The sequence below is a fragment of the Roseisolibacter agri genome, from assembly GCF_030159095.1.
Lineage (GTDB): Bacteria > Gemmatimonadota > Gemmatimonadetes > Gemmatimonadales > Gemmatimonadaceae > Roseisolibacter > Roseisolibacter agri.
Genome location: NZ_BRXS01000003.1, coordinates 654,552 through 677,204 on the forward strand (window position 1 = coordinate 654,552; position 22,653 = coordinate 677,204).

Consider the following 22,653-nt stretch of genomic DNA (forward strand, 5'->3'; position numbering starts at 1 on the left):
GACGAAACGGCGGAGGACGGTGAGGCGGAGGACGGAAGGGCGTGAAACGAAAAGGCGGACCTCCGAGCTTGCAGCTTCAAGCCTGAAGGGTCCGCCCCACCGTCTCACGCTCCATCGTCTTCCGCTTCACCGTCCTCCGCCTCACCGTCCTCCGCAATCTGTCATCGGTATCCGGCGGCTTGCAGCTCGAACAGCTCCGCGTACCGCCCCCGCTGCTGCAAGAGCTCCTCGTGCGTGCCCATCGCCTCGACGGTCCCGTCCGCGAGCACGAGGATCCGGTCCGCCATCCGCACGCTCGAGAAGCGGTGCGAGATCAGCACCGCGGTCTTGCCCGCGCTCAGCTCCTTGAAGCGCTCGAACACCTCGAACTCCGCGCGCGCGTCGAGCGCCGCCGTCGGCTCGTCGAGGATCAGCAGCTGCGCGTCGCGCATGTAGGCGCGCGCGATCGCCACCTTCTGCCACTCGCCGCCCGACAGCTCGACGCCGCTGCGGAAGCGCTTGCCGATGATCTGGTCGTAGCCCTCCGGCAGCCGGCGGATCACCTCGTCCGCGAGGCTCCGCTCGGCCGCGTCCTGGACGCGCGCGCGGTCGTGCCGCGCCTCGATGCGCCCGACGGCGATGTTGTCGGCCGCGGTGAGGTGGTAGCGCACGAAGTCCTGGAAGATCACGCCGACATTCGCGCGCAGCTCGTCGAGGTCGTACTCGCGCAGGTCGTGGCCGTCGAGCAGGATGCGCCCCTCGTCGGGATCGTAGAGGCGCGCCAGCAGCTTCACGAGCGTCGTCTTGCCGGCGCCGTTCTCGCCCACCAGCGCGAGCACCTCGTCGGCGCGCAGCGTGAAGTTCAGGTGCCGCACCGCCCACCGCTCCGCGCCCGGGTAGATGAAGCCCACGTCCTCGAACACGAAGCCCTCGCGGATGGGCGTCGGGAACGGGCGCGGGTTCGGCGGCGAGTGGATCTCGGGCGCGATCGTGAAGAACGAGAACAGGTCGTCGAGGTAGAGCGCCTGGCCGGCCATCGACGAGAAGCCGCTCAGCAATCCCTCGAGCAGCGTGCGCAGGCGGCGGAACGAGCCCGCGAGGAAGGTCAGGTCGCCGATCGAGAAGTGGCCCGCGAGCGTGCGCCACGCGAGGAAGCCGTACGCCACGTAGTAGCCCGCGGTGCCGAGCGCGGTGAGCGCGCCGCCCCACGCGGCGCGGCGCGTGGCGAGGCGGCGGTTCGCCTCGTAGAAGCCCGCCGCCAGCACGCGGTAGCGGTCGATGAGGAAGGCGTGGAGGCCGAAGATCTTCACCTCCTTCGCCGTCTCGACGCTGGCGCCCGTCTGCCGCACGTAGTCGAGCTCCCGCTGCTCCGGCGTGCGCGCCCACAGCAGCGCGTAGCTGCGCGCGTTGAAGTGCGCCTCGCCCAGGAACGCCGGCACGAGCGCCACCAGCAGCAGCGCGATGAGCCACGGCGCGTAGGCCATGAGCCCGACCGCGAAGCTCGCGATCGTGATGACGTCCTGCGCCTGGCCGAAGAGCTGGCTCATGAGCGACATGCGCCCCGACGCCTGCCGCCGCGCGCGCTCCAGCCGGTCCTGCAGCTCGCTGTCCTCGAAGTCCTCGAGGTCGAGCGTCGCCGCGTGCTCCATCAGCCGGATGCTCGTCGTCGTCGAGAAGCGCTCCGCCATCAGCGAGTCGACGAGCGACACCACGCGTCCGAGGACGTCGGAGAGCACCGCGAGCCCGAACTCCGCCGCCAGCAGCCAGAGGAGCCGGTCGATGCGTCCGCTCGCGAGCCACCCGCCGAGCGTGGCGGGCGCGCCGGGCGTGCGCGCCTGCAGCAGCACCTCGTCGATGATCAGCTTCCCGACGTAGAGCGTCGCGACCGGGAGCAGCGCGCGCGCGAGGCGGAGCGCCAGCGTCGCGACCGTGAGGCGCGGGCTGGTCTGCCAGACCAGCGCGAGGAACGGCGGCAGGTTGCGGAGCGCGCCGACGCGCTCGCGGAAGGAGCGGGGCGCAGGGAGCTGGGGAGCGTTCGGGGGCGGCATGGGGAGCCGGCGTCAGCGCAGCAATCGTGCGCGTCCGCGTGCGCCGAAATGCCCGGTTTTCCTGCTTTATGACGTGTACGGGAGCCTGCCGGCGGTCGCGACCGCCCGACCCAGTCCACGCCCCCCATGTCCGCGAGCTCCGCCGCCCGACGCTCTGCCCCCGACGACCCGCGCGACGCCCTCTGCGCCGCGCTCGACGACGCGATCACCCGCCTGCTGCCCCTGGTCGCCGCGCCGCCCGGCTACCGCGCGGTGCTGCGCGCGGCGCTGCTGGCGCTGCTGGCGGCCCTCGAGCGGCGCGACCGCCAGCTTCCGCTGGCACCGGCCGAGCGGGCGCTCGTGCCGCTGGAGTTCGCCGGAGCGCGGGACGGCGCGGACGGCGACGCCGCGCTGGCCGCGCTGCGGGCGCTGCTCGACCGCGCCCGGGGCCTCACCACCATCTGACCGTGCGGACCGTGGGCTGCGGGTTGCGGGATCCTGCGCCGTGCCCTCGGCACGCATCGTCGCGCCCGGGCTGTTCGCCGTTGGTGAGGATGCGGATGCTCCGGATCGGAACGGATCGTTCGGATCATCCGCAGCATCCGCATCCCTCCCAAAGGCAGAGGGGGCCGGCGCGCTGGACCCAGAAACAGCGAAGGGCATTGGACAGGATGACAGGATGACCAGGAGGCTCCGCTGAGCGCATGGGACGTCGCGCACCGCGGAGCCTCCTGGTCATCCTGTCATCCTGTCGAAGCAGTTCGCGGTGCCGCGAGGCCGCCGAGGTCAGTTCAGCCGGCTCTGCATCTCCGAGATCAGGTCCTTGTACGTGTTGAGCAGCCGGTCCCACGGGACGAAGTTCTCGTCCTCCTTCACCGACACGCCGCGCACCTTGTTGCGCTCGCTCACGATCTTCACGGTGTAGCGCAGCGGCGAGTCGCCGGCGCGCTTCACGATCACGCGCGTGCGGATCACGACGTCGTTGTCGTCGCCGTAGGTCTTGAGCTGCCACGCCGTGCGCAGGTAGCCGGTCTCGCTGTCGGAGTTCTCCAGCACGTCGAAGTGGCTCAGCACGATCGACGACAGGAGCTTCCACGCCTGCTGCTCGGCCTTCGCCTTCCCGACCTCGATGCTGACGTTGACGTTGGCCTGGTCGCTGGCCACGGACGCGGCGAACGAGTCGTCGGCGCGCAGCGTCACCACCTCCTCCATCGGCGGGGGCGGCGCGTTGTCCTGCACGCAGAACTCGCGCTCGTACGGCAGGAAGCCGGTCTGCTCCACGCGCACCGTCGCGCACGCCCCCTCGGCCACGCGCACGGGATAGCTGCCGACGCCCGCCTGCTTCTGGTTCACGAAGATGCGCGCGCCCTGCGGCCCGCTGACGTTGACCACGCGGCCGGCGAGCGACACGCGGTCGGCGATCGGCGGCTCGGGAAGGCCGTCCTTGTTGCAGAAGCTGCGCTCGACCGGGATCCAGCCGGCCTTCTGCGCCTTCAGCGTCGCGCACGTGCCGCGCTTCACGACCAGCTCCGCGTCGCCGTCACCGATCTTCGCGTCGTCGGCGAACAGCTCCACGCCCGACGGCGCGGCGGAGACGTTGACGACGCGGTCGACGAGCTCGAAGCGGTCCTGCGCCGGCGGCATGTCGCCGCCCTTGTCCCAGCGGTAGACGCGCTTCGCGGTGGCGAAGCCGCGGCGCTTGACCTCCAGCGTCGTCGCCTGCCCCTCCTCGACCTCCAGCTCGACGGCGCGCTGCCCGCGCGCCTCGCCGTTGACGAGGATGTTGGCGTCGTACGGCAGCGCGGTCACCTGCACCACGCGCTTGCCGAGGAAGATCGTGTACTCCTTGTCCTTGTACTTGTCGTCCTTGGGGAAGCTGCGCCGCACCTCGCGGAAGCCGTCCTGCCGCACGACGATCGTGTTCGGATCGTTCTTCTCCAGCTTCAGCCGCGCCGTGCCGGTGCCGAGGGGCACGAGCGAGTTGTCCTGCTGCTTGAGCCGGAAGATCGTGGCGGTGGCCGGCTGGGCGACGATGTTCAGCGTCTGCGCGCCGAGGGCATGCGCGGCCAGAGCATCGGCGGCGAGCGGCAGGGCGACAGCCGCGGCGAGCGCGCGGAGGCGCGGTCCGGTACGGTGGGCCATCGGAACGGGCGTGCGGAGGGAGTGAGGCGGGAACGGCGGGGACCCTCGGGAGTGTCGGCAGCTGAGGCAAAAAGCTGCTGCGTGCAGCGTGCTTCGTGCTGCGTGAGGGGCGTCCCGAGCGCAGCGAGGGACCTAGCATGCGTCACGCGTGGGATGCTCCTCGCCGCGGAGAGCGGATCCCTCGCGGCGCTCGGGATGACACCTCAACGGCTCACACGCAGCATGCAGCACGCAGCACGCAGCACGCAGCAGCCCTCAGATGGCGAAGTCCTCCACTCCATCCCAGGTGGCCGATTTCCGCGACACCTGCGACGCGTGCGTCACGACGCTCCCCGGCGGCACCGAGTGCGTCAGCCAGACGTTGCCGCCGACCACGCTCCCCGCGCCCACCACCGTCTCGCCGCCCAGGATCGTCGCGTTGGCGTAGACCACGACGTCGTCCTCGAGCGTCGGGTGGCGGCGCGTGCGGGCCAGCGCCTTCGCCACCGCCGCCGCGCCGAGCGTCACGCCCTGGTACAGCCGCACGCGGTCGCCCAACACGGCCGTCTCGCCGATCACCACGCCGGTGCCGTGATCGATGGCGAATGCCCGCCCGATGGTGGCGCCAGGGTGGATGTCGATCCCCGTCTCGCGGTGCGCGAACTCCGACACGAGCCGCGGCAGCAGCGGCACGTCGCAGCGGTGGAGCAGGTGCGCCAGCCGGTGGCACGCGGTGGCGTAGAACCCCGGGTAGGCCGCGATCACCTCGTCCACGCTGTGCGCCGCGGGGTCGCCGTCGTGCGTCGCCCGCGCGTCCTCGAGCAGCGCGTCGTAGACCGCGGGGAGCGCGGCCATCACCCGGTCGGCCACCGCGTCCGGCTCGGGGACGACCGCCGCCAGCAGCGCCGAGAGCGACGCGCGCACCGCCACGAGCTCCGCCGCCACGTCCTGCCGCTCGCACGCCGGCGCCTCCGGGGCCAGCGCCGGGAAGAGCACCGCCAGCAGCTCCCGCGCGACCTGCTCGCTCCGCGCGCGGAGCCGCGCCGGCAGCCGATAGGCCGTGCGCGCCCCGGCCAGCCGGGCGACGAAGGTGGGATCGGGGGCGTCGGGCGCGGTCACGCGCGAAGCATGACGCGAGAGCAGCCACGCGGCCAGCGGCCCGACCGTTCGACCGCCTGCCGCCCCGCCGGTGCACCTGTTGCCCTCCCCCGCCCTCCCGGCGCGCGCGGCGCGCCCCAAACGGAGCGACGATCCCATGGCAGCCTACGACGACCGTTACCCCGACGATCGCGACCGACCCGAGCCGATCCCTCCCTACCAGAGCGGCCCCGGCTACGATCCGCGCACGGGCGCGCCCCTCGCCACGGCCCCCGCCGTCGTGCACCGCCGCCGGCGCGGCGGCGCCTTCTGGGCGGCGCTCGCGGTGCTGCTGCTGGTCATCGGCTGGGGACTGACGCGCCTCGGGCGCAATGCTGAGCCGGAAGTGGCGGCGATGGATCCCGTCAACACCCCGACCACGACGACCACCGCCGGCGGCGAGGTCGTGGGCGACGCGGGGGTCGGCGGCCGGACCGATGGCGTCGCGGTCAGCGCCGCGCACCCCGACAGCGTGGGCGCGGGCGCCGTCCGGCAGCTCGTGACGTGGGCCAACCAGGGCGGCAACCAGGCGCTCCCGCAGGAGTCCGAGGCCAACCACCCCTACACCGCCCAGGGCCTCCGCCTCCTCGCGGACGCCCTCGGTGCAGCCTCCAGCGGGCGCGGGGGCGAGCACGCGGCGGCGGTCGCGCGCGTCCGCCGGCAGGCCGACCTGCTGCAGGCCAGCCCCGACGACGACCAGCACGCCGAGTATGCCCACGCGGCGTTCATGGACGCGGCGCGGGTGATCGGCGACCTGCGCGGCGGCGAGGCGCGCGCGGAGCTGACCGCGGCGGCGTCGCGGGTGCAGGCGGGGCGTGCCCTGAGCCCGCAGGGCGAGCAGGTGCGCGCCTACTTCCGCCTTGCGGCGGCGGCGCTGCAGGGGGCGCCGGCGACGCGCTGATCACGCCAGCATCGGCACATCCACGAAGCGCCCGGCGGCCAGTGGGCCGCCGGGCGCTCGTCCTTCTCATCGCGCGTCAGGCCACGCGCGCGCCGCCGCGCGACGAGAACACGGCCGCCGGCACCGCCAGCTCGGGCGGCGTGTCGCCGTAGCCCACGACGCCGAGCTCCGCGAAGACCTCGGGCACCGCGGCCGCCGGCACCGGCCGGCCGAACAGGAAGCCCTGCACCACGTCGCACCGGCGTTGCGCCAGGTACTCGAACTGCTCGCGCGTCTCCACCCCCTCGGCCACGACGCTCAGGCCCAGCGAGTGGCCGAGGTCGATGATCGCGGTCGTGATCGCGCCGTTCTGGCGGTCGGTGACGACGTCGCAGACGAAGCTCTTGTCCAGCTTGATCGCGTCGATCGGGAAGCGCGTCAGGTAGCCCAGCGACGAGTAGCCCGTGCCGAAGTCGTCGAGCGAGATCGTGACGCCGTGCCCGCGCAGCGCCTGCAGCGTGGAGACCGTGCGGCCCGTGTCCTCCATGAGGAGCGACTCCGTGACCTCGAGCTCCAGCAGCGCGGGGTCGATCCCGGTCTCCTCGAGCACCTGCCGCACGACCGTCACCAGGTCGGCGTGCTTGAACTGGCGCGCGGAGAGGTTCACCGACGTCGTCACCACCGGCAGCCCCGCGTCGCGCCACTCGGCGATCTGCGAGCAGGCGCGCCGCAGCACCCACTCGCCGATCGGGACGATGAGCCCCGTCTCCTCGGCGATCGGGATGAAGTCGACCGGCGAGACCAGCCCGCGCGTCGGGTGCTGCCAGCGCAGCAGCGCCTCGAAGCCGCGCACGCGGCCGGTCGCGACGTCCACCTTCGGCTGGTAGTACAGCATCAGCTGGTCGCGGTCGAGCGCGTGGCGCAGGTCCGCCTCGGTGGACACGCGGTAGTGCAGGCGCGCGTTCAGCTCCGTCGAGAAGAAGCGGTAGCCGTTGCCGCCGGCCGCCTGCACGGCGCACTGCGCGGTCGTGGCGTTGCCGATCAGCTGCTCGATGTCGCCGTCGTCGGTCGGGAAGATGGTGATCCCGATGCTGGCGCCGAGGGTGACCTCGCGGCGCCCGGAGACCTCGAAGGGGCGAGCCATCGCCTCGAGCAGGCGGCGGGCGAGCATGTCGAGCCCCTCGACCGTCACGGGGCCGGCGCAGAGGATCGCGAACTCGTCGCCGTCCATGCGGGCGAGGATGTCGGTCTCGCGCATCGCCGTCTGCAGCCGCTGCGCGACCGCCGTCAGCAGCGAGTCGCCGGCGTGGTGGCCCATCGAGAGGTTCACGTTGGTGAACCCGTCGACGTCGAGCATGCAGATCGCGATCGGCCGCCCGTCGCGCCGCGCCTGCGCCACCGCGTGGCGCACCTGGTCGCGGAAGAGGATGCGGTTCGGGAGCCCCGTCAGCCGGTCGTAGGTCGCCACGTGGACGACGATCTCGTCGAGCCGGTCGATGGCGTGCTGCGCGTCGGCCATCAGCATCCCCGCCTCGTCCACGAAGTGCGTGGGGAGCTGGGGCTTCGTGTACTTCGTGAGGTAGTGGCGGAGCGCGGTCGCGGTGATCGCGACGGGCGCCAGCAGCTGCCCGACGGTGATCGCGGCCGTGGTCACGCCGACGGCGACACCGACGACGGCCGCCGCGATGACCGCCCACGCCTGCACGCGGCCCTCCTCGGCGCCGAACGCGACGAGCGCGCCGACGACGATGAGCGGCAGACAGCCCGCGCCGACGAGGGCCGCCAGCAGCTTGCCCCGGTAGGACAGGGGCCAGCGGCGGCGGGCGAGCGCGGCGTAGACGCGGAGGGCGGGTGGGATCTTCGTGCGCATGGAGAAGAGCGGACCGGTGGGTTCCGGGCGTGTACAAGTGTCGTCGCCACCACGGGCCCACTTGAGCCATCCGTTCGTGGGACCGTGACTTGGGTCCCTTCCTCAGGATGTCCGGCGCGTCATCCGGCGCGGCGCCCCTCCTGTCGCCCGCGTGCGCGCGCGTTACTTTCGCGTCCCGCCGCGGCCTCCCACCTCGGCCTCCCGCCGCTCCACCCGTGGCCCCGGAGCCATGTCCGACCGCCCCGACCCCCGGCCCGACCCCGCCGTCGCCGCCGCCAGCCCCGAGCGCCGCCGCAACGCGGCCCTGCGCGAGCTGGTGGACGAGATGCTCGCCTCGATCCGCACCGCCGCCAACCGCGACCTCTGGACGCCGGACGAGCGCCAGCAGTATGAGTCGGAGCTCGCGCTCATCATGAACCGCGTGCGCGCGGAGGCGATGAACCGGGAGAAGGGCGCGAGCTGAGGGCGGCGGCGGGCTGCGGCCGCGACCTCGGGACGCGTCGTCGCGCCGCGGAGATGGGGCCTGTTGGGGGGATGCGGACCCTTCGGATCGGAACGGATCGAACGGATCGCTCCGCTCGGGGCACCGGACGTCGCCGCCACGCGGCGCGATCCGCAGCATCCGCCTCCATCCGGAGCATCCGTATCCTCTCCAAAGGCAAAGGGTTCCAGCGCGCCGGACCCGAAGTGCAACGGCAGCAAGGATGAAAGTCCGAGAAGATCGGATAACGACCGATGGCTCCGATGGAGTGCGAGGTTCCTCGCCGCCACGCGGAGCCATCCGTCGTCATCAGACCTTCTCAGATCTTATCCTTGCAAGTGCGTTTCGTCGTTCCGCGGCCCTACCGCTCCAATCGGAAGCCCGGCACGACGCCCGGCCGCGCGGCGGTCTCGGACACGGCCCATCCGGTCGCGTACATCCACTTCGCCACGCGCGCGAGCTTCGCGACGTCGATCCGCTCGGGCGCGTCGCGCGGCGTGTGGTAGTCGGCGTGGAGCAGCGTCGTGAAGAAGATCGACGGGATCCCCGCGCGCGCGTACGGCACGTGGTCGCTGCGGAAGTACCACCCTTCCGGGTGCGACGCGCGGTCCCAGCTCGAGTCGATCGCGAAGCCCGCGACGCGCCGGTTGGCCGAGAGCGCGGCGTCCACCAGCGCGTTCGAGTTGCGGTGCGGCGGCTGGGAGCCGAGCAGCGCCGCGCTGTCGGGGTGGTTGCGGCCGATCATGTCGGCGTTGAGCACCGCGACGATCGACGCGCGCGGCACCGTGGGCTTCCACGCGTACCAGCGCGATCCCAGCAGCCCGCGCTCCTCGGCCCCGTGCCAGACGAAGAGGGCCGAGCGACGGCCCGGCGCGCGCGTCCAGGCGCGGGCGATGGCGAGCATGCCGACGCTCACCGACGCGTTGTCGTCGGCGCCGTTCCAGATCGAGTCGCCCTCCACCGGCTGCCGCACGCCGTCGTGGTCGTGGTGGCCGCTGAACAGCACGTGCTCCGTGCGCGCCACCGAGTCGCGCCCCGGCGCCACCGCGACGACGTTGACGCTCGGGTAGACGAAGCTCTCCGCGCGCAGGTTGAGCGTCAGCCGCCGCGCCGTGCGCACGCGCGCGAGCTGCGAGGCGCGCACCCACACCGCGGGGATGCGCGCCGTCGGTCGCGCCGTGCCGGCCGAGTCGACGTTGTAGGTGCCGCGCCGCAGCTGCGGCAGCATCGACGCGAACGCGCCGTCGGTGGAGTCGTCGGCCACCAGCACCACCGCCGACGCGCCCGCGTCCGCGAGCGTCGCGATGCGCTCGTTCAGCGCCGCGCGCGCGTAGCGCCACGCGCGCAGCGAGATCCACGACACCGGCGGGCGCGCCGGCGCGACCAGCCGCGCGGCGACGGCCATCCCGCGCAGGTCGAGCCTCCGCAGCGAGTCGCCGCTCGCGGTGCCGATCCAGATCATCGGCACCTGGCTCAGCGCCGCGTCCACCGGCGCGACGATCGCCGCCTCGTCCCACGCCTCCAGCGGCGTGCCGTCGAGCACCACGCGCGCGCCGTCGGCGGTGCGCAGCCGGCGCATGGGGAAGAACTGGAAGTACGTGCCGTCGTCGCCGGCGGGACGGAGGCCGATCTCGCGCGCGCGGTCGGCGACCCACGCGGCGGCGCGCATCTCGTCCAGCGTGCCCGCCTCGCGCCCGCGCATCGAGTCGCCCGCGAGCGTGAACAGGTCGCGCCGCAGCGTCGCGGTGTCGATCGCCGCCAGCGCGGGCGGCACGTCGGGGCCGCCGTACACGGGTGCCGCGGGCGTACGCGCGGGGAGGAGCTGACAGCCGGCGAGGACGAGCGCGGCGGAGGAGAGGGCGATGAAGCGAGGACGACGCACGACGATGCGGAGCAGCGGGAAGTGGGTCAGCGCACCGGCGTTCCCGCCCAGCGCATCTCGTTGGTGCCGACGAAGCCGAGGCGCTCGTAGAGCGGCCGGCCCTCGTCGGAGGCGTGCAGGATGACGCTCGACAGCCCGCGCGTCTCCGCCCACGCCAGCAGCGCGCGCATCACCCGCTCGGCCAGGCCGCGCCGGCGGTAGGCCGGCTCGGTGTAGACGTTGATGACGAGCCCCTGCTCGCCGTGGCGGATCGCGCGGCCGCCGTCGACGGGAAACGGGAGCTGCTCGCGCAGGACGACGCCCGCGCCCGCGACGACGACGTGCGGCCGGTCGGCGTACGCGAGCAGCCAGCCGTGGTAGCGGTCCTCGCGCATCAGCCGCGCCAGCGCGGGCGCGGTCGCCTGGACCATCGCGTCGAAGGTGTCGGCCTGCAGGCGCCCCATGTCGCGCCACATGCACGCCCGGTGGCGCGCGACCAGCAGCGCGTCGTCGGGCGTGGCGACGCGGAGGGCGAAGACGTCGGGGGTCGGATCGGCCATGGGACAAAGCTAAGGCGGCGTGCAACGCGCTGCGTGCACGGCCGCTCGGGACGCGTCGTCGCGCCGCGGAGATGGGGCCTGTTGGGGGGGGGTGCGGAGCCTTCGGATCGGAACGGATCGAACGGATCGCTCCGCTCGGGGCACCGGACGTCGCCGCCACGCGGCGCGATCCGGAGCATCCGCTCAGATCCGGAGCATCCGCGTCCTCCCCAATAGGAACAGCGGTCCAGCGCGCGGGACCCGAACGACGACTGCAGCAAGGATGAAAGTCCGAGAAGATCGGATAACGACCGATGGCTCCGATGGAGTGCGAAGATGATCGCACCACACGGAGCCATCCGTCGTCATCAGATCTGGTCCGATCTCATCCTTGCTGCCGTTGCCGTTCGGGTCCGGCGCGCCGGTGCAGGCCACGCCGCACGCGGCACGCAGCCGAGCAGATCGGGGTCTAGAACGTCGATCCCAGGAAGACCGCGTTCCCGAACAGCGGCAGCAGCCCGCGCCACTGGTCGCGCATGTTCGGGTCGCCGGCGAAGCCGATCACGCGGCCCTGGCCCACGCGCTCCGTCCACAGCCACGGCGCGCCGCCGATGCGGGCGGCCGACTCGGGCCAGAAGAAGCCCGCGATGCGCACGCGCGCGGCCGGCGCGTGGCGCGCCACCAGCTCGCCCGGTCGCACGTCGCGCGGCACCGTGTACACCGTCGCACCGTTGGCCAGCACCGGGAACTCGCGGTCCTCCACGCCGGCCAGCAGCGGCGACAGCGAGTCGCCGAGCACGCGCACCGCGGCGCCCGGGATGCGCGGCGGCAGCGGCGCGCCCGGCTCGCCGTCGGCGCGCGTGCTGTCGCGACGCGCGCGCAGCCGCGAGAGCCCCGTGCGCTCCGTCGCCAGCCACGCCGTCGCCTCGTCGAGCGTGATCAGCACGCCGCCCGCGCGCACCCACTGCTGCACCCGCTCGCGCCCCGCGTCGCCCAGCACGCGGTCCAGCGCGCCCGCCGACGTCGAGGGCACCACCAGCACGTCGAAGCGCGACAGCGCGCCGCCCGACACCGCGCCGCCGTCGATCGGCGTCGTCGGGTAGCGCAGACGCTGGTCGAACGCGTACCACGCCCACCCGAACGACTGGCCGCCGACGCCGTCGCCCGCGAGCATCGCGACGCGCGGCGTGCGCACCGGGACCACGCTGCCCGAACCGAGGTCCGTGCCCGTCGTCACCAGGCCGGTGGAGAGGGGCGCGACCTGCGCGCCGGCCTCCTGCGCGCGGCGCGCCACCTTCGCGTGCACGCCGCTGTCGTTCGCGGCGCTGCGCACCAGGAAGGCGCCGCGCGGGAAGCGCGCGCCGCCCACGCTGAACGCGTTCGGCGCGAACCAGACGCGCACGCTGTCCGCGAGCAACGCGCCGAGCAGGCGCAGCGACGCCTCACTGCCGGGCGCGAAGGCGTAGCCGTAGCTGCCGCGCGCCGGCGCGCCCTCGCCCGCGAAGCGCGGCGCGACCGTGACGACCTCCGACGCGACCGGGCCACGCGTCGCCCACGCGCGCACGCGCCACGTGTACGGCAGCGCCCACGCGGTCACGTCGTAGAACCGGTCGAGCTGCCCCGTGCGGCGGCTCTCGAACTCCTCCTTCACGAACGACGAGTCGAGCACCGCCTCCGGCTCCAGCAGCGCGCGCGCCATGCGGCCCTGCGGCTGCGCGAGGTCCACCACGTACGCGCCCACCGGCACGCTCACCGCGCCCGGGCCGCCGCTCCACAGCGGCGTCGCGTCGGCGAGCGTGGTCGCGGCGCGCGTCTGCCGCACCTCGATGCCGTTCGCCATCAGCTGCGCGGCCAGCGAGTCGGCGCGCCCCTGCTGGTCGCGCGGGATGACGACGCTGCGGATCGTCGTCAGCCCCGTGCCCACGCCGCCGCGCACCGCGTCGGTGATCGCGCTCAGGCGCGACTCCGCGAAGTCGTGCACGCGCGCCGCGCGCGTGGCGGCCGCCGTCTTCAGCGTCGCCCACGCGGCCGCGTAGTGGTGCGAGGCGGCATCGGTCAGCGTGAGGATCGTGCCGTCCGTGCGGCGGATCGCGCCGCCCGCGCTCGACGCCTGCTCGTACGTCATGCCCACCGCGCCCGCGAGCAGCGGCCAGCTCTCGCCGAAGCCCGGATAGAACTCGTCGTAGCGCTCGCGGCGGAAGTACGCCCACCCCTTCGCGTCGAAGGCGGCGGCATTGCCGGCGGCGAACGCGTTCCAGCCGTTCACCGCGAGCGGCGGCATCATCTTGTGCACCGGATCCGCCGGCGGCGGGAAGTAGTACGTGCTGTTGGTGCCCATCTCGTGCAGGTCCGCGGCGACGTGCGGCATCCACGCCAGCATCGTCGCCACGCGCGCCCGCGTCTCGGGGTGCGACTGCGTGTACCAGTCGCGGTTGAGATCGAAGTAGTAGTGGCTCCCGCGCGGCCCGGGCCACGAGCCGCTGTGGATCGTCGCGGCGGGATCGACCGGCGCGCCGAAGGCGGAGCGCTTGCGCATCACGTCCTGCGCGTGGCGCTCGTGGCCGTCCGGGTTCTGCAGCGGGTCGAGCAGCACGACGGTGCTGTCGAGGATTGCGCGCGTCTCCGCGTCGCGCCCCGCCGCGAGGCGATACAGGACGCCCATCCCCGCCTCGGCGCCCGACGCCTCGTTGCCGTGCACGGTGAAGCCGAGCCAGACGATCGCGGGCAGCCGCTTCTCCAGCGCCGCGCGGTCGGCCGCGCTCAGCAGCCGCGGATCCTGCATGCGGCGCGCGTCGGCCTGGATCTCGTCCAGCCGGCGGCGGTTCGTCTCGCTCGCGACGACGACGCGCAGCACCTCGCGCCCCTCGAACGTGCGGCCGACGGTGTCGAGGCGCACGCGCCCCGGTGCCGCGAGCGCGACGCGCTCGACGTAGCGCGCGAGCAGGTGGTGCGGCGTGAACCGCTCGCCCAGCGGGTAGCCGAGCACGGACTGCGGCGTGGGGACGGCGGGATCGTAGGCGACGCCATCGTTCGGGGCGAGCGCGTGCTGTGCGTTCGCGAGGGCGGGCGCCGATGCGGCGAGCGCCGCCGTGGTCGCGAGGACGGTGAGCGCCGGGCGCCGAGCGCGGAGAGATCCTTGGGTCATCAGAACGTGTTGCCGAGGAAGAGCGCGTTGCCGAAGATCGGCAGGAGGCCGCGCCAGAGGTCGCGGAAGTTCGGGTCGCCCGCGAAGGCGATCAGGCGGCCCTGGCCGAGCCGCTCGGTCCAGAGCCAGGGCGAGCCCGCGAGGCGCGCGGGCATCTCGGGCCAGAGGTAGCCGGCGAGCCGCAGCCGGTCGACGGGCGCGTGGCGCAGCACGACCTCGCCCGGGCGCAGGTCGCGCGGCGCCTGGAAGACGTCGTCGGCGTCCATCATCACCGCCAGCTCGCGCTCGTCGACGCCGGCGAGCAGCGGCGACAGCGGATCGCCGAGCACGCGCACCGCGGCGCCGGGAACATCGACCGGCAGCGGCGCGCCAGGCTCGGCGCCCGGCGTGCGCGAGGTGTCGCGGCGCATCTTCAGCCGCGCCCACGACTGCCCGGTGAGCCACGCGCTCCCGGTGCCGAGCGTGACCAGCGTGCCGCCGCCGCGCACCCAGTCGGCGATCCGTGCGCGCCCGCCGTCGCCGAGCTGGCGGTCGAGCGCCGCCGCCTGCACCGACGGCACGACGAGCACGTCGAACTGCGACAGCGCGCTGCCCGCGAGCGCGTCGGCGCCGATCGCGGTGGACGGATACGCGACGCGCTGGTCGAGCGCGAACCACGCGAAGCCGAACGACGTGCCGTTCACCGGCGCGCCGCCCAGGAGCGCGATGCGCGGCGCGCGCACGGGCACCACCGAGCCGCTGCCGAGGTCCGTGCCCGCGTCCACGAGCCCCGTGGAGAGCGCGGCGACCGTAGCGCCGCTCTCCGCCGCGCGGCGCGCGACCTTGGTGTGCACGGTGGAGTCGTTCGCGCCCACGCGCACGATGAACGCGCCGCGCGGGAAGTCGGCATTGCCCACACGGAAGCTCCGCGGCGCGTGCCACACGCGCACGCTGTCGGCGAGCACGCCGGCCAGCCAGCGCAGCGACGCCTCGCTCCCCGGCGCGACGGCGTACGCGTACGAGGCTCTGGTCGGTGCCGCACCGACCGCGGGTCCCATGAGCGTCTCCGGCGCCACGACCTCCGCGCCCGCGACCGCGGCGGACGTCGTCCACGCGCGCACGCGCCACGCGTACGGCAGCGTCCACGCGGTGACGTCGTAGAAGCGCGACGACTGGCCGCTGCGGCGTCGCTCGAGCTCTCCACGAATGAACGTCGAGTCGAGCACCGCGTCGGGCTCCAGCAGCGCGCGCGCGAGGCGGCCCTGCGGCTGCGCGAGATCGACGATCCATGCGCCGCGCGCGAAGCGCGGCGTGCCGGGCGCGTTGCCCGTGTACGCCGTCGCGCCCGCGAGCGCCGGCGCGCCCGCCGTGCGGCGCAGCACGATCGCGTTGCGCGCCAGCAGCGCCGCCAGCGAGTCGGCACGGCCGTCGGCGTCGCGCTCCAGGATCACCGCGCGCATCCCGCCGCGCGTCGCGTCGCGCGGGGCCGTCGCGCGCGTCTCGGCGTAGTCCGCCACCCGCTCGGTGCGGCGCTGCGCCGTCGTGAGCGTCGTCGCCCACGCGGCCGTGTAGTGGTGGCGCGCCGCCTCGTGCAGCGTCATCACCGTGCCGTCGGTGCGGCGGATCGCGCCGGCGCCGCTCGACGCCTGCTCGAACGTCATCCCCGTCGCGCCGGTGAGGATCGGCCACGACACGCCGTAGCCGGGATAGAACTCGTCGTAGCCCTCGCGCCGGAAGTACGCCCACCCGTGCCGGTCGAACGCGGCGCCGTTGGCGGCGGCGTAGACGTCCCACCACTTCACCACGCTCGCCGGGACGTTCTGGTTCATCGGCTCCATCGGCGGCGCGAAGAAGTAGGAGCTGTTGCTCCCCATCTCGTGCAGGTCCACCGCGACGTGCGGCATCCACCCGAGGAAGCCGGCGATGCGCGCCCGCGTCTCGGGGTGCGACTGGATGAACCAGTCGCGATTGAGGTCGAAGTAGTAGTGGCTCCCGCGCGCGCCCGGCCAGCTGCCCTGCTGCGCGAGCGCGCCCGGCACGCCCGTGACGCCGAACGCGCCACGCCCGCGCATCACGTCCTGCGCGTGGCGCTCGTGGCCGTCGGGGTTCTGCGCGGGATCGATGAGCACCACCGTGCTGTCGAGGATCGCCTGCGTCTCGGCGTCGCGGCCGGCGGCCAGCTGGTAGAGCATCGCGATGCCCGCCTCGACGCCCGAGGCCTCGTTGCCGTGCACCGAGTAGCCGAGCCAGACGACGGCCGGCGTGCGCGCGACCAGCGCGCGGCGCTCGTCGGCGGAGAGCGTGGCGGGATCGGCCAGGCGGCGCGCGTCGGCGCGGATGGCGGCCAGCCGCTGCGCGTTGGCGGCGCTCGTGACCGCGACCAGCGGCACCTCGCGCCCCTCGGCCGTCCGGCCGAGCGTGTCGACCTTCACGCGCGGGCTGGCCTGCGCCACGCGCTCGACGTAGCGCATCAGCAGGTGGTGCGGCGTGAACCGCTCGCCGACGTCGTAGCCGAGCACCGCGCGCGGCGTGGGGATGGCGGGATCGTAGGCGGCGGCGGGCGCGGGAGCGAGCGCGTGCTGCGCGGCGGCGGGCCCGGCGAGGGTGAGGGCCGCGGTGGCGGCGAGTGCGCGCGAGGAGAGCGGGCGGAGTCGTGGGGGCATGCGGAGCGTCGAGCGGTGAGCGTCGAGCGTTGAGCGTCGGCGGATGCGACGGCTGCCGGAACCGCCTAGGATACGTCGTGCACCGCAGGTGCGCTGCCGCCCGGACGGCCCTCGACGCTCGCCGCTCGACGCTCGACGCTCACCGCTCCACATGCTCGTCTGCTTCTCCGTCGACTACGAACCCGACTGCCCGCCGTACCGCGCCGACACCTTCCGGGGCGTCGAGGAGGGCACCGCGCCGCTGCTCGCGATGCTGCGCGAGGCGGGCGCGCCGAGCACGTTCTTCAGCACGGGGGACGTCGCGGCGCGCTACCCCGACGCGATCCGCGCGATCGTGGACGCGGGGCACGAGCTGGGATGCCACGGGCACACGCACCGCCGATTCGTCGACCTCGCGCCCGACGCGGCGCGCGACGAGATCGTCGCGTCGAGCGCGGTGCTGCGCCGCTTCGCGCCGGTGGACAGCTTCCGCGCGCCCAACCTCGTCTTCCCCGACGCCTACCTCCCGCTCCTCGAGGAGGCGGGCTACGCGCTCGACTCGTCGCACGCGAAGTACAAGGCCCCCTACTGGCGCGACCGGCGGCGGCCGGCGGCCACGCGGCTGACGCGCATCCCCGCGTCCACCACGTCGTCGGTGCTGCGGCTCCCGCGCGCGGTGCGCGAGGCGTGGCTGGCGCGGCTCGCGAGCCCGGTCGTGCTGTTCGTGCATCCGTGGGAGTTCGTCGACTGGCGCGACACCGACCTGCGCCTCGACTGCCGGTTCGCTACCGGCGAGACGGCGCTGCGCCGCGTGCGCGCGGTGCTCGACTTCCTCTCGGCGCGCGGCGCGCGCTTCGTGACGATGCGCGAGGCCGGCGCCGCGGTGCGCCACCAGGCAGCGGAGGCAGCGGCGTGAGCGCGTCGGCGTTCGACGCTCCCAGGGCACGCCGCCTCTCGCCCGGCGCGCGGCGCGCGCTCGCGCTGCTGGCGTGGCTGCTGGCGACGGTGCTGGTGGCGCTGGCGCTGCGCGCGGTGGGATGGCGCGAGACGCTCGCCGCCGCGTCGCGCGCGCGGCTGCCGTGGCTCGCGCTGGCCGTCGCCTGCCACACGAGCGTCGTCGCGCTGTGGGCGTGGCAGACGTGGCTCCTGCTGCCGGCCGGCGTGCGCGCGCGCTTCGGCCGCATCTTCGAGGTGCAGGCGATCACCGCGACGGCGCAGAACACGATCCCCGCCTTCCTGGGACAGGCCACCGGCGTGGCGGTCCTGGCGGAGCGCGGCGGCGCCGGCACCGCGGCCGCGCTGTCGGTGCTCGCGCAGCACAGCCTCATCGAGGCGCTGGCCAAGCTCGCGACGCTCGCCGTCGCCGCGCAGGTCGCGCCGCTCCCCGCCTGGATGCGGCGCGCGGTCGCGCTGCTCGGCGTCGGGCTCGCGCTGCTCGCGCTCGGGCTGTTCGCCGCCGCGTGGGCCGCGCGCCGCCGCGCGCCGCGCGCGGACGACGCCCTCCCGCCGTCGCTGGCCGTCGGGCTGATGGACGAGCCGCCGCACCCGGCGAACGAGCGCCGCGCCGAGGGGGCGTGGGCGCGCGGGCGCGCGTTCGTCGTGTCGTGGGCGGCCGCGCTGGACGCGCTGCGCTCGCCGCGCCGGCTGGGGCTCGCCGTCGCCAGCGGGCTGTTGATGAAGGTGATGGAGGCCGGCGGCTGGACGGCGGTGGAGCGCGCGTTCGGGCTCGCGCCGCGGCCGGGGAGCGCGGTGCTGGCGCTGGCCGCGACGAACCTCGCCTCCGCCGTCCCCGCGTCGCCGGGCAACCTCGGCGTGTACGAGGGTGCGGCGCTGCTCGCCTACACCGCCCTCGGCGTCCCGCGCGACCAGGCGCTGGCGCTCGGCATCGTGGGGCACATCGTGTATCTCGTGCCGTTCGTCGGCGCGGGGTGGATCGTGCTCTCGCTGGCCCAGCTGCGCGGGCGCACGCGCACGTGACACGCGCATGACGCACACGTAACACGGCGCGCGTGATGCACGGCGCCATTGCCGTGCGCACCATCGTGCCCAAGGTTGGAGCACCTTCACCGTCCGTCCGGAGCGCACGCTCGTGTCCGCCGGTGAGGGAGCAGTCGCGCTGCGCTCGGGACGGGCGAACCCGCTCAAGCGAGGTGCCCATGCCTGGCTCTCAGCCCTCGACGGCCACGCGGCCGTCCGCCGCCTCCCGGGTCGCCGGCGCGGTGCTCCTGCTCGCGACGCTGGCCGTCACCGCCGCCGCGCAGCAGCCCACGCCGGTCGTGCCCACCGCCGGCGCGCGCCCGACGTACACCACGACGTCGGTGGAGGCGCGGCAGGCGCTCGCCGACGGCCTCGACGACCTGGCGTACATCGACATCGCCCGCGCGGTGCGCCGCTTCCGCCAGGCCGTCGCGCTCGACTCGTCGTTCGGGCTCGCGCGCGTGCTGCACGCGGCGTTCGCACCGGGGCTCGACTCCGCGCAGCGGATGGCCGAGGCCACGCGCGGCATGAGCGACGCCGCGCGCGCGTCGACGCGCGAGCTGCTGCTGGCGACGGCGCTGCGCGAGCAGATCGCGGAGCGGCGCGACGAGTCGGCGAAGCTGTTCCGCGCGGCGGCCGACCTCTACCCGGACGATGCGCTGTTCGCGATGCTCGCGGCGCAGAACCCGAGCGGCCAGCGCGCGCCCGCGGCCACCGTCGAGGCGTTCCGCGCCGTGACGACGCGCTTCCCGTCGTTCGGCGCGCCGTACAACGGCCTCGCGTACGCGCTGCTGAACGTGGGCGACACGACGGCCGCGCTCGAGGCCGCGCGCAAGCAGGTCGAGCTCGCGCCCGGGCAGCCGAACCCGCTCGACAGCTACGCCGAGATGCTGCAGGTGGCCGGCCGGCTCGACTCGGCGGCGCGCTATTACGCGGACGCGGCGCGCGCGGACTCGGGCTTCACCGAGGCCTACGTCGGCATGGCCGAGCTGCACCAGCTGCGCGGGCGGACGGCCGACGCGCGCGCGGGGCTCGCGACCGCGCTGCGGCTCGCCGCGGGCATCGAGGACAGCCTGCGCTACATGACGTACCTGGCGCAGAACCGCGTCTACGCGAACGACCTGCGCGAGGCCGGCCGTCAGCTCGGCGCCGTCGCGCAGCTCGCGGAGCAGCGCCGGCAGATGGGGGCGGCGGCGGAGGCGCACGGCAACCTCGCGGTGCTCGCCGCGCTGTCGAACGACCGCGCGGGCGTCAGCCAGCATCTCGAGCATCTGCGGCGGCTGCGCCGCCCGGCCGACAGCGCGCAGGTCGCGCGGACGGCGGGGCTCGCGTGGCTCACCGCCGGGATGACGGACTCGCTGCGCGCCGTCGTCGCGACGCTGCCCGCGGACGCGCACCTCGCGCGCGCCGCGCTGGCGACGCTGGAGAAGAAGGGCGAGGACGCGCAGCGGGCGCTCGAGGCGGCGCGGAACGACGGCCCGCTGGCGCGCGAGCTGCTGGCCGAGGCGCACGCGCTGCAGCAGCACGCGGACGTGGCGCGCGCCACGCGCCAGCAGCTGCACGGCCTGCGCTTCGGCGTCTACTACAACGACACGGACCTGGCGACCGCGGTCGCGCTGCGCCGCGCCGGGAAGTGAACCGCGCGTGAACGACGTCGACGCGCGTCAGCTGGCGATCAGCGTCACCTGCTGCGCGTCGACGTCGCCGAGGTTGATCACCGGGCAGCCGGGAAGCCCGGGCTGGTCGGGGACGACGAGCGCCGCCTCGAGGGTCTGCGCACCCTCGGCGAAGCGCCGCGCGCCCGTCGTCGCGTCGCGCGCGTCGACGTCGATCGTGACCGGCAGCCGCGCGACCACGGCGCCCGGCACCTGCGGCGGCGCGAGCAGCAGCGACTGCGCGACGCGTCCGCCGAGACGGATCTCGATGCGCCCGCCCGTGTTGGGATAGAGGAAGTTCACCAGCACCGTCACGCGCCCGCGCAGCGCGCGCGGATCGACGGTGGCGCCGGTGGCCGCGTCGGTGAAGCCGACGACGAACGTGCGGCCGTTGGTGGGGATCGCGACGACCACGGGCACCGAGTCGCGCACGCCCGGCGCGGCGGTCAGCCGCACCGACAGCGTCGCGGTGCCCGCGCGCCCCGCGCTCACGAAGCCCTGCGCGTCCACGATGGCGACGCACGAGTCGCTGGAGCGGATGTCGACCGTCGACGGGAAGCCGGGCGGCGTGAGCTCGGTCGGGACGACGGAGAGGTTGAACGCCTGCCGGAAGCGCGGCAGCAGGTCGTAGCGGCGCGGCGTGATGATGACGTCGTACGGCGGCTCGACGTGCACCCGCGTCGACGCGCGCACCGCGCCGCCGCCCACCGTCTCCGCCGTCAGCACCGCGTCGCCGGGCGTGCGGCCCGTGACCTTCCCGTTCGCGTCGACGGTGGCGACGGTCGTGTCGCTGATCGACCAGCGCAGCGTGGGCTGGCCGCGGTCGCAGCTCGCGCGCGCGACGGCCTGCACGCTGGTCCCCGCGACGACGAGGTCCGACGGCAGCCGGTCGAGCGAGATGCTGCAGCGCGGCGCGGTGGGATCGCCGCAGGCGGCGGCGAGGGCCGCGACGGCGGCGGCGAAGACGATGCGACGGGGCACGGCGGGAGAGTCGGGTGAGCTTTCCAACCTAGCGACAGACACTGCCGGTCCCGAGCCCGGAACGCATCGGCGCGCCGGGACTTGGTGGCCTTTGGGGAGGATACGGATGCTCCGGATGACACGGATGCTCCGGATCGCGCCGGGTGGCGGCGACGTCCTATCCACCGGGAGGAGCGATCCGCATGATCCGTTCAGATCCGTAGCATCCGCATCCCTCCCAAAAGGCAAAGGGGCCAGCGCGCCGGACTTCAACGGCAACGGCAGCAAGGATGGAGATCTGAAACGATCTGATGGAAAGTCTGATGGCTCCGTGTGGCACGAGGTTCCTCGCACAACACGGAGCCATCCGTCGTTATCAGATCTTCTCAGACCTTCATCCTTGCAAATGCAGCTCGTCGCTCAGACCCGCAGCCCGGTCAGACGCCGCCGCTGAACGTGTCGCAGCTCCGCGGATCGCCGCTCTGGAAGCCGCGCTGGAACCACTGGCTGCGCTGCTGCGCGGTGCCGTGCGTGAACGAGTCCGGGTTCACCTGCCCGCGTGCGCGCTGCTGCAGCCGGTCGTCGCCGACGGCGCTCGCCGCCGCCAGCGCCTCCTCGGCGTCGCCCGGATCGAGCTTCCCCTCGCCCTTCACCGAGTAGGCCCACACGCCCGCGTAGCAGTCCGCCTGCAGCTCCATGCGCACCGACAGCGGGTTCGCCGCCTCGGGCCGCGACTGCTGCAGCTGGCGCACGCGCGCGTCCGTGCCGACGACGTGCTGCACGTGGTGCCCGATCTCGTGCGCGAGCACGTACGCCTGCGCGAAGTCGCCCGGCGCGCCGTACTTGCGCTGCAGCTCCTCGTAGAAGCTCAGATCGATGTACACGCGCTCGTCGTTCGGGCAGTAGAACGGCCCGACCGCGCTCGGCGCGTTGCCGCAGCCCGTCTGCACCGCGTCGCGGTAGAGGACGAGGCGCGCATCGCGGTAGGGCGTGCCGGCGGCGCGCGGCAGGATCTCCTCCCAGTTGTCCTGCGCGTCGTTCAGCACGTAGGTCACGAAGTCCACCAGCTGCGCCTCGGCCGCCGACTGCTGGACCGGGGCGCTGGCGCCGCGCGCCACCTCGCCGCCCGACGTCGTGGTGCTGCCGCCACCGCCGCCGAACATGCCGCCGCTGAACAGCGCCCCCACGACGAGCACGATCAGCACGCCGACGATGCCGAACTTGCGGCCGACGATCGACGCCAGCAGGCCGACGAGCGCGCCGCCGCCACCGCCCGCGCCCATGCTCTGGCCGCGGCGATCCTCGAGGTTCCCGCGGTCGGATCCAGGTGTCCAGCGCATCGTGCCGTCCTCCTGCCGCGCCCGCGCGGCCTTGGTGTCCGCGGCCCGGATGGTCGAGCG

General features: G+C 74.2%; 16 protein-coding genes. 6 read left to right on the plus strand and 10 right to left on the minus strand.

The window, feature by feature from the left end; translation table 11 throughout:
• Positions 1-161: 161 nt before the first annotated feature.
• Positions 162-2,027: an ABC transporter ATP-binding protein gene (locus tag rosag_RS11425; RefSeq protein WP_284350259.1), complete on the minus strand. Its 1,866-nt coding sequence runs from the start codon at positions 2,025-2,027 to the stop codon at positions 162-164.
• Positions 2,028-2,153: 126 nt separating this feature from the next.
• Here rosag_RS11425 and rosag_RS11430 point away from each other — a divergent pair, with 126 nt between their 5' ends.
• Positions 2,154-2,471 (plus strand): hypothetical protein, encoded by a 318-nt coding sequence (locus rosag_RS11430; protein WP_284350260.1) that lies wholly within the window; start codon positions 2,154-2,156, stop codon positions 2,469-2,471.
• A 321-nt stretch (positions 2,472-2,792) separates the two neighbouring features.
• On the opposite strand, the gene rosag_RS11435 is transcribed toward rosag_RS11430, so the two are convergent.
• Entirely contained in the window at positions 2,793-4,148 is a 1,356-nt protein-coding gene (locus rosag_RS11435; protein ID WP_284350261.1) for a hypothetical protein, read from the minus strand.
• A 255-nt stretch (positions 4,149-4,403) separates the two neighbouring features.
• Positions 4,404-5,246, minus strand: coding sequence for a serine O-acetyltransferase (locus rosag_RS11440; protein WP_284350262.1), 843 nt, complete (start codon positions 5,244-5,246; stop codon positions 4,404-4,406).
• 136 nt (positions 5,247-5,382) lie between these two features.
• On the opposite strand from rosag_RS11440, the gene rosag_RS11445 reads away from it, so the two are divergent.
• Complete coding sequence (locus rosag_RS11445; protein WP_284350263.1) at positions 5,383-6,165, plus strand: hypothetical protein; 783 nt, start codon at positions 5,383-5,385, stop codon at positions 6,163-6,165.
• A 76-nt stretch (positions 6,166-6,241) separates the two neighbouring features.
• Here rosag_RS11445 and rosag_RS11450 read toward each other — a convergent pair whose 3' ends face one another.
• The gene (locus rosag_RS11450; RefSeq protein WP_284350264.1) at positions 6,242-8,014 is read right to left on the minus strand and encodes a putative bifunctional diguanylate cyclase/phosphodiesterase; all 1,773 of its coding nucleotides are present in this window, start codon (positions 8,012-8,014) and stop codon (positions 6,242-6,244) included.
• A gap of 229 nt (positions 8,015-8,243) precedes the next feature.
• Here rosag_RS11450 and rosag_RS11455 point away from each other — a divergent pair, with 229 nt between their 5' ends.
• A complete protein-coding gene (locus rosag_RS11455) occupies positions 8,244-8,477 on the plus strand; it encodes a hypothetical protein (RefSeq protein WP_284350265.1) in 234 nt (77 codons plus the stop codon).
• Positions 8,478-8,856: 379 nt separating this feature from the next.
• On the opposite strand, the gene rosag_RS11460 is transcribed toward rosag_RS11455, so the two are convergent.
• The 4 genes from rosag_RS11460 to rosag_RS11475 all read right to left on the minus strand — a co-directional run bounded on the left by rosag_RS11460 (position 8,857) and on the right by rosag_RS11475 (position 16,682).
• A complete protein-coding gene (locus tag rosag_RS11460) occupies positions 8,857-10,377 on the minus strand; it encodes a M28 family peptidase (RefSeq protein WP_284350266.1) in 1,521 nt (506 codons plus the stop codon).
• A gap of 26 nt (positions 10,378-10,403) precedes the next feature.
• Positions 10,404-10,916: a GNAT family N-acetyltransferase gene (locus rosag_RS11465; protein WP_284350267.1), complete on the minus strand. Its 513-nt coding sequence runs from the start codon at positions 10,914-10,916 to the stop codon at positions 10,404-10,406.
• 448 nt (positions 10,917-11,364) lie between these two features.
• Entirely contained in the window at positions 11,365-14,040 is a 2,676-nt protein-coding gene (locus rosag_RS11470; protein WP_284350268.1) for a M14 family zinc carboxypeptidase, read from the minus strand.
• Positions 14,040-16,682 (minus strand): M14 family zinc carboxypeptidase, encoded by a 2,643-nt coding sequence (locus tag rosag_RS11475; protein ID WP_284350269.1) that lies wholly within the window; start codon positions 16,680-16,682, stop codon positions 14,040-14,042. Before rosag_RS11475 ends, rosag_RS11470 begins: the two co-directional genes overlap by 1 nt.
• Positions 16,683-16,833: 151 nt before the next feature.
• Here rosag_RS11475 and rosag_RS11480 point away from each other — a divergent pair, with 151 nt between their 5' ends.
• From rosag_RS11480 to rosag_RS11490, 3 genes are all read left to right on the plus strand, one after another.
• Entirely contained in the window at positions 16,834-17,577 is a 744-nt protein-coding gene (locus rosag_RS11480) for a polysaccharide deacetylase family protein (RefSeq protein WP_284350270.1), read from the plus strand.
• Positions 17,574-18,638: a lysylphosphatidylglycerol synthase transmembrane domain-containing protein gene (locus tag rosag_RS11485; RefSeq protein ID WP_284350271.1), complete on the plus strand. Its 1,065-nt coding sequence runs from the start codon at positions 17,574-17,576 to the stop codon at positions 18,636-18,638. Before rosag_RS11480 ends, rosag_RS11485 begins: the two co-directional genes overlap by 4 nt.
• Before the next feature lie 179 nt (positions 18,639-18,817).
• Positions 18,818-20,275: a tetratricopeptide repeat protein gene (locus tag rosag_RS11490; protein ID WP_284350272.1), complete on the plus strand. Its 1,458-nt coding sequence runs from the start codon at positions 18,818-18,820 to the stop codon at positions 20,273-20,275.
• A gap of 27 nt (positions 20,276-20,302) precedes the next feature.
• On the opposite strand, the gene rosag_RS11495 is transcribed toward rosag_RS11490, so the two are convergent.
• A complete protein-coding gene (locus rosag_RS11495; protein WP_284350273.1) occupies positions 20,303-21,274 on the minus strand; it encodes an Ig-like domain-containing protein in 972 nt (323 codons plus the stop codon).
• 416 nt (positions 21,275-21,690) lie between these two features.
• The gene (gene ypfJ, locus rosag_RS11500; protein ID WP_284350274.1) at positions 21,691-22,593 is read right to left on the minus strand and encodes a KPN_02809 family neutral zinc metallopeptidase; all 903 of its coding nucleotides are present in this window, start codon (positions 22,591-22,593) and stop codon (positions 21,691-21,693) included.
• Positions 22,594-22,653 lie beyond the last annotated feature (60 nt).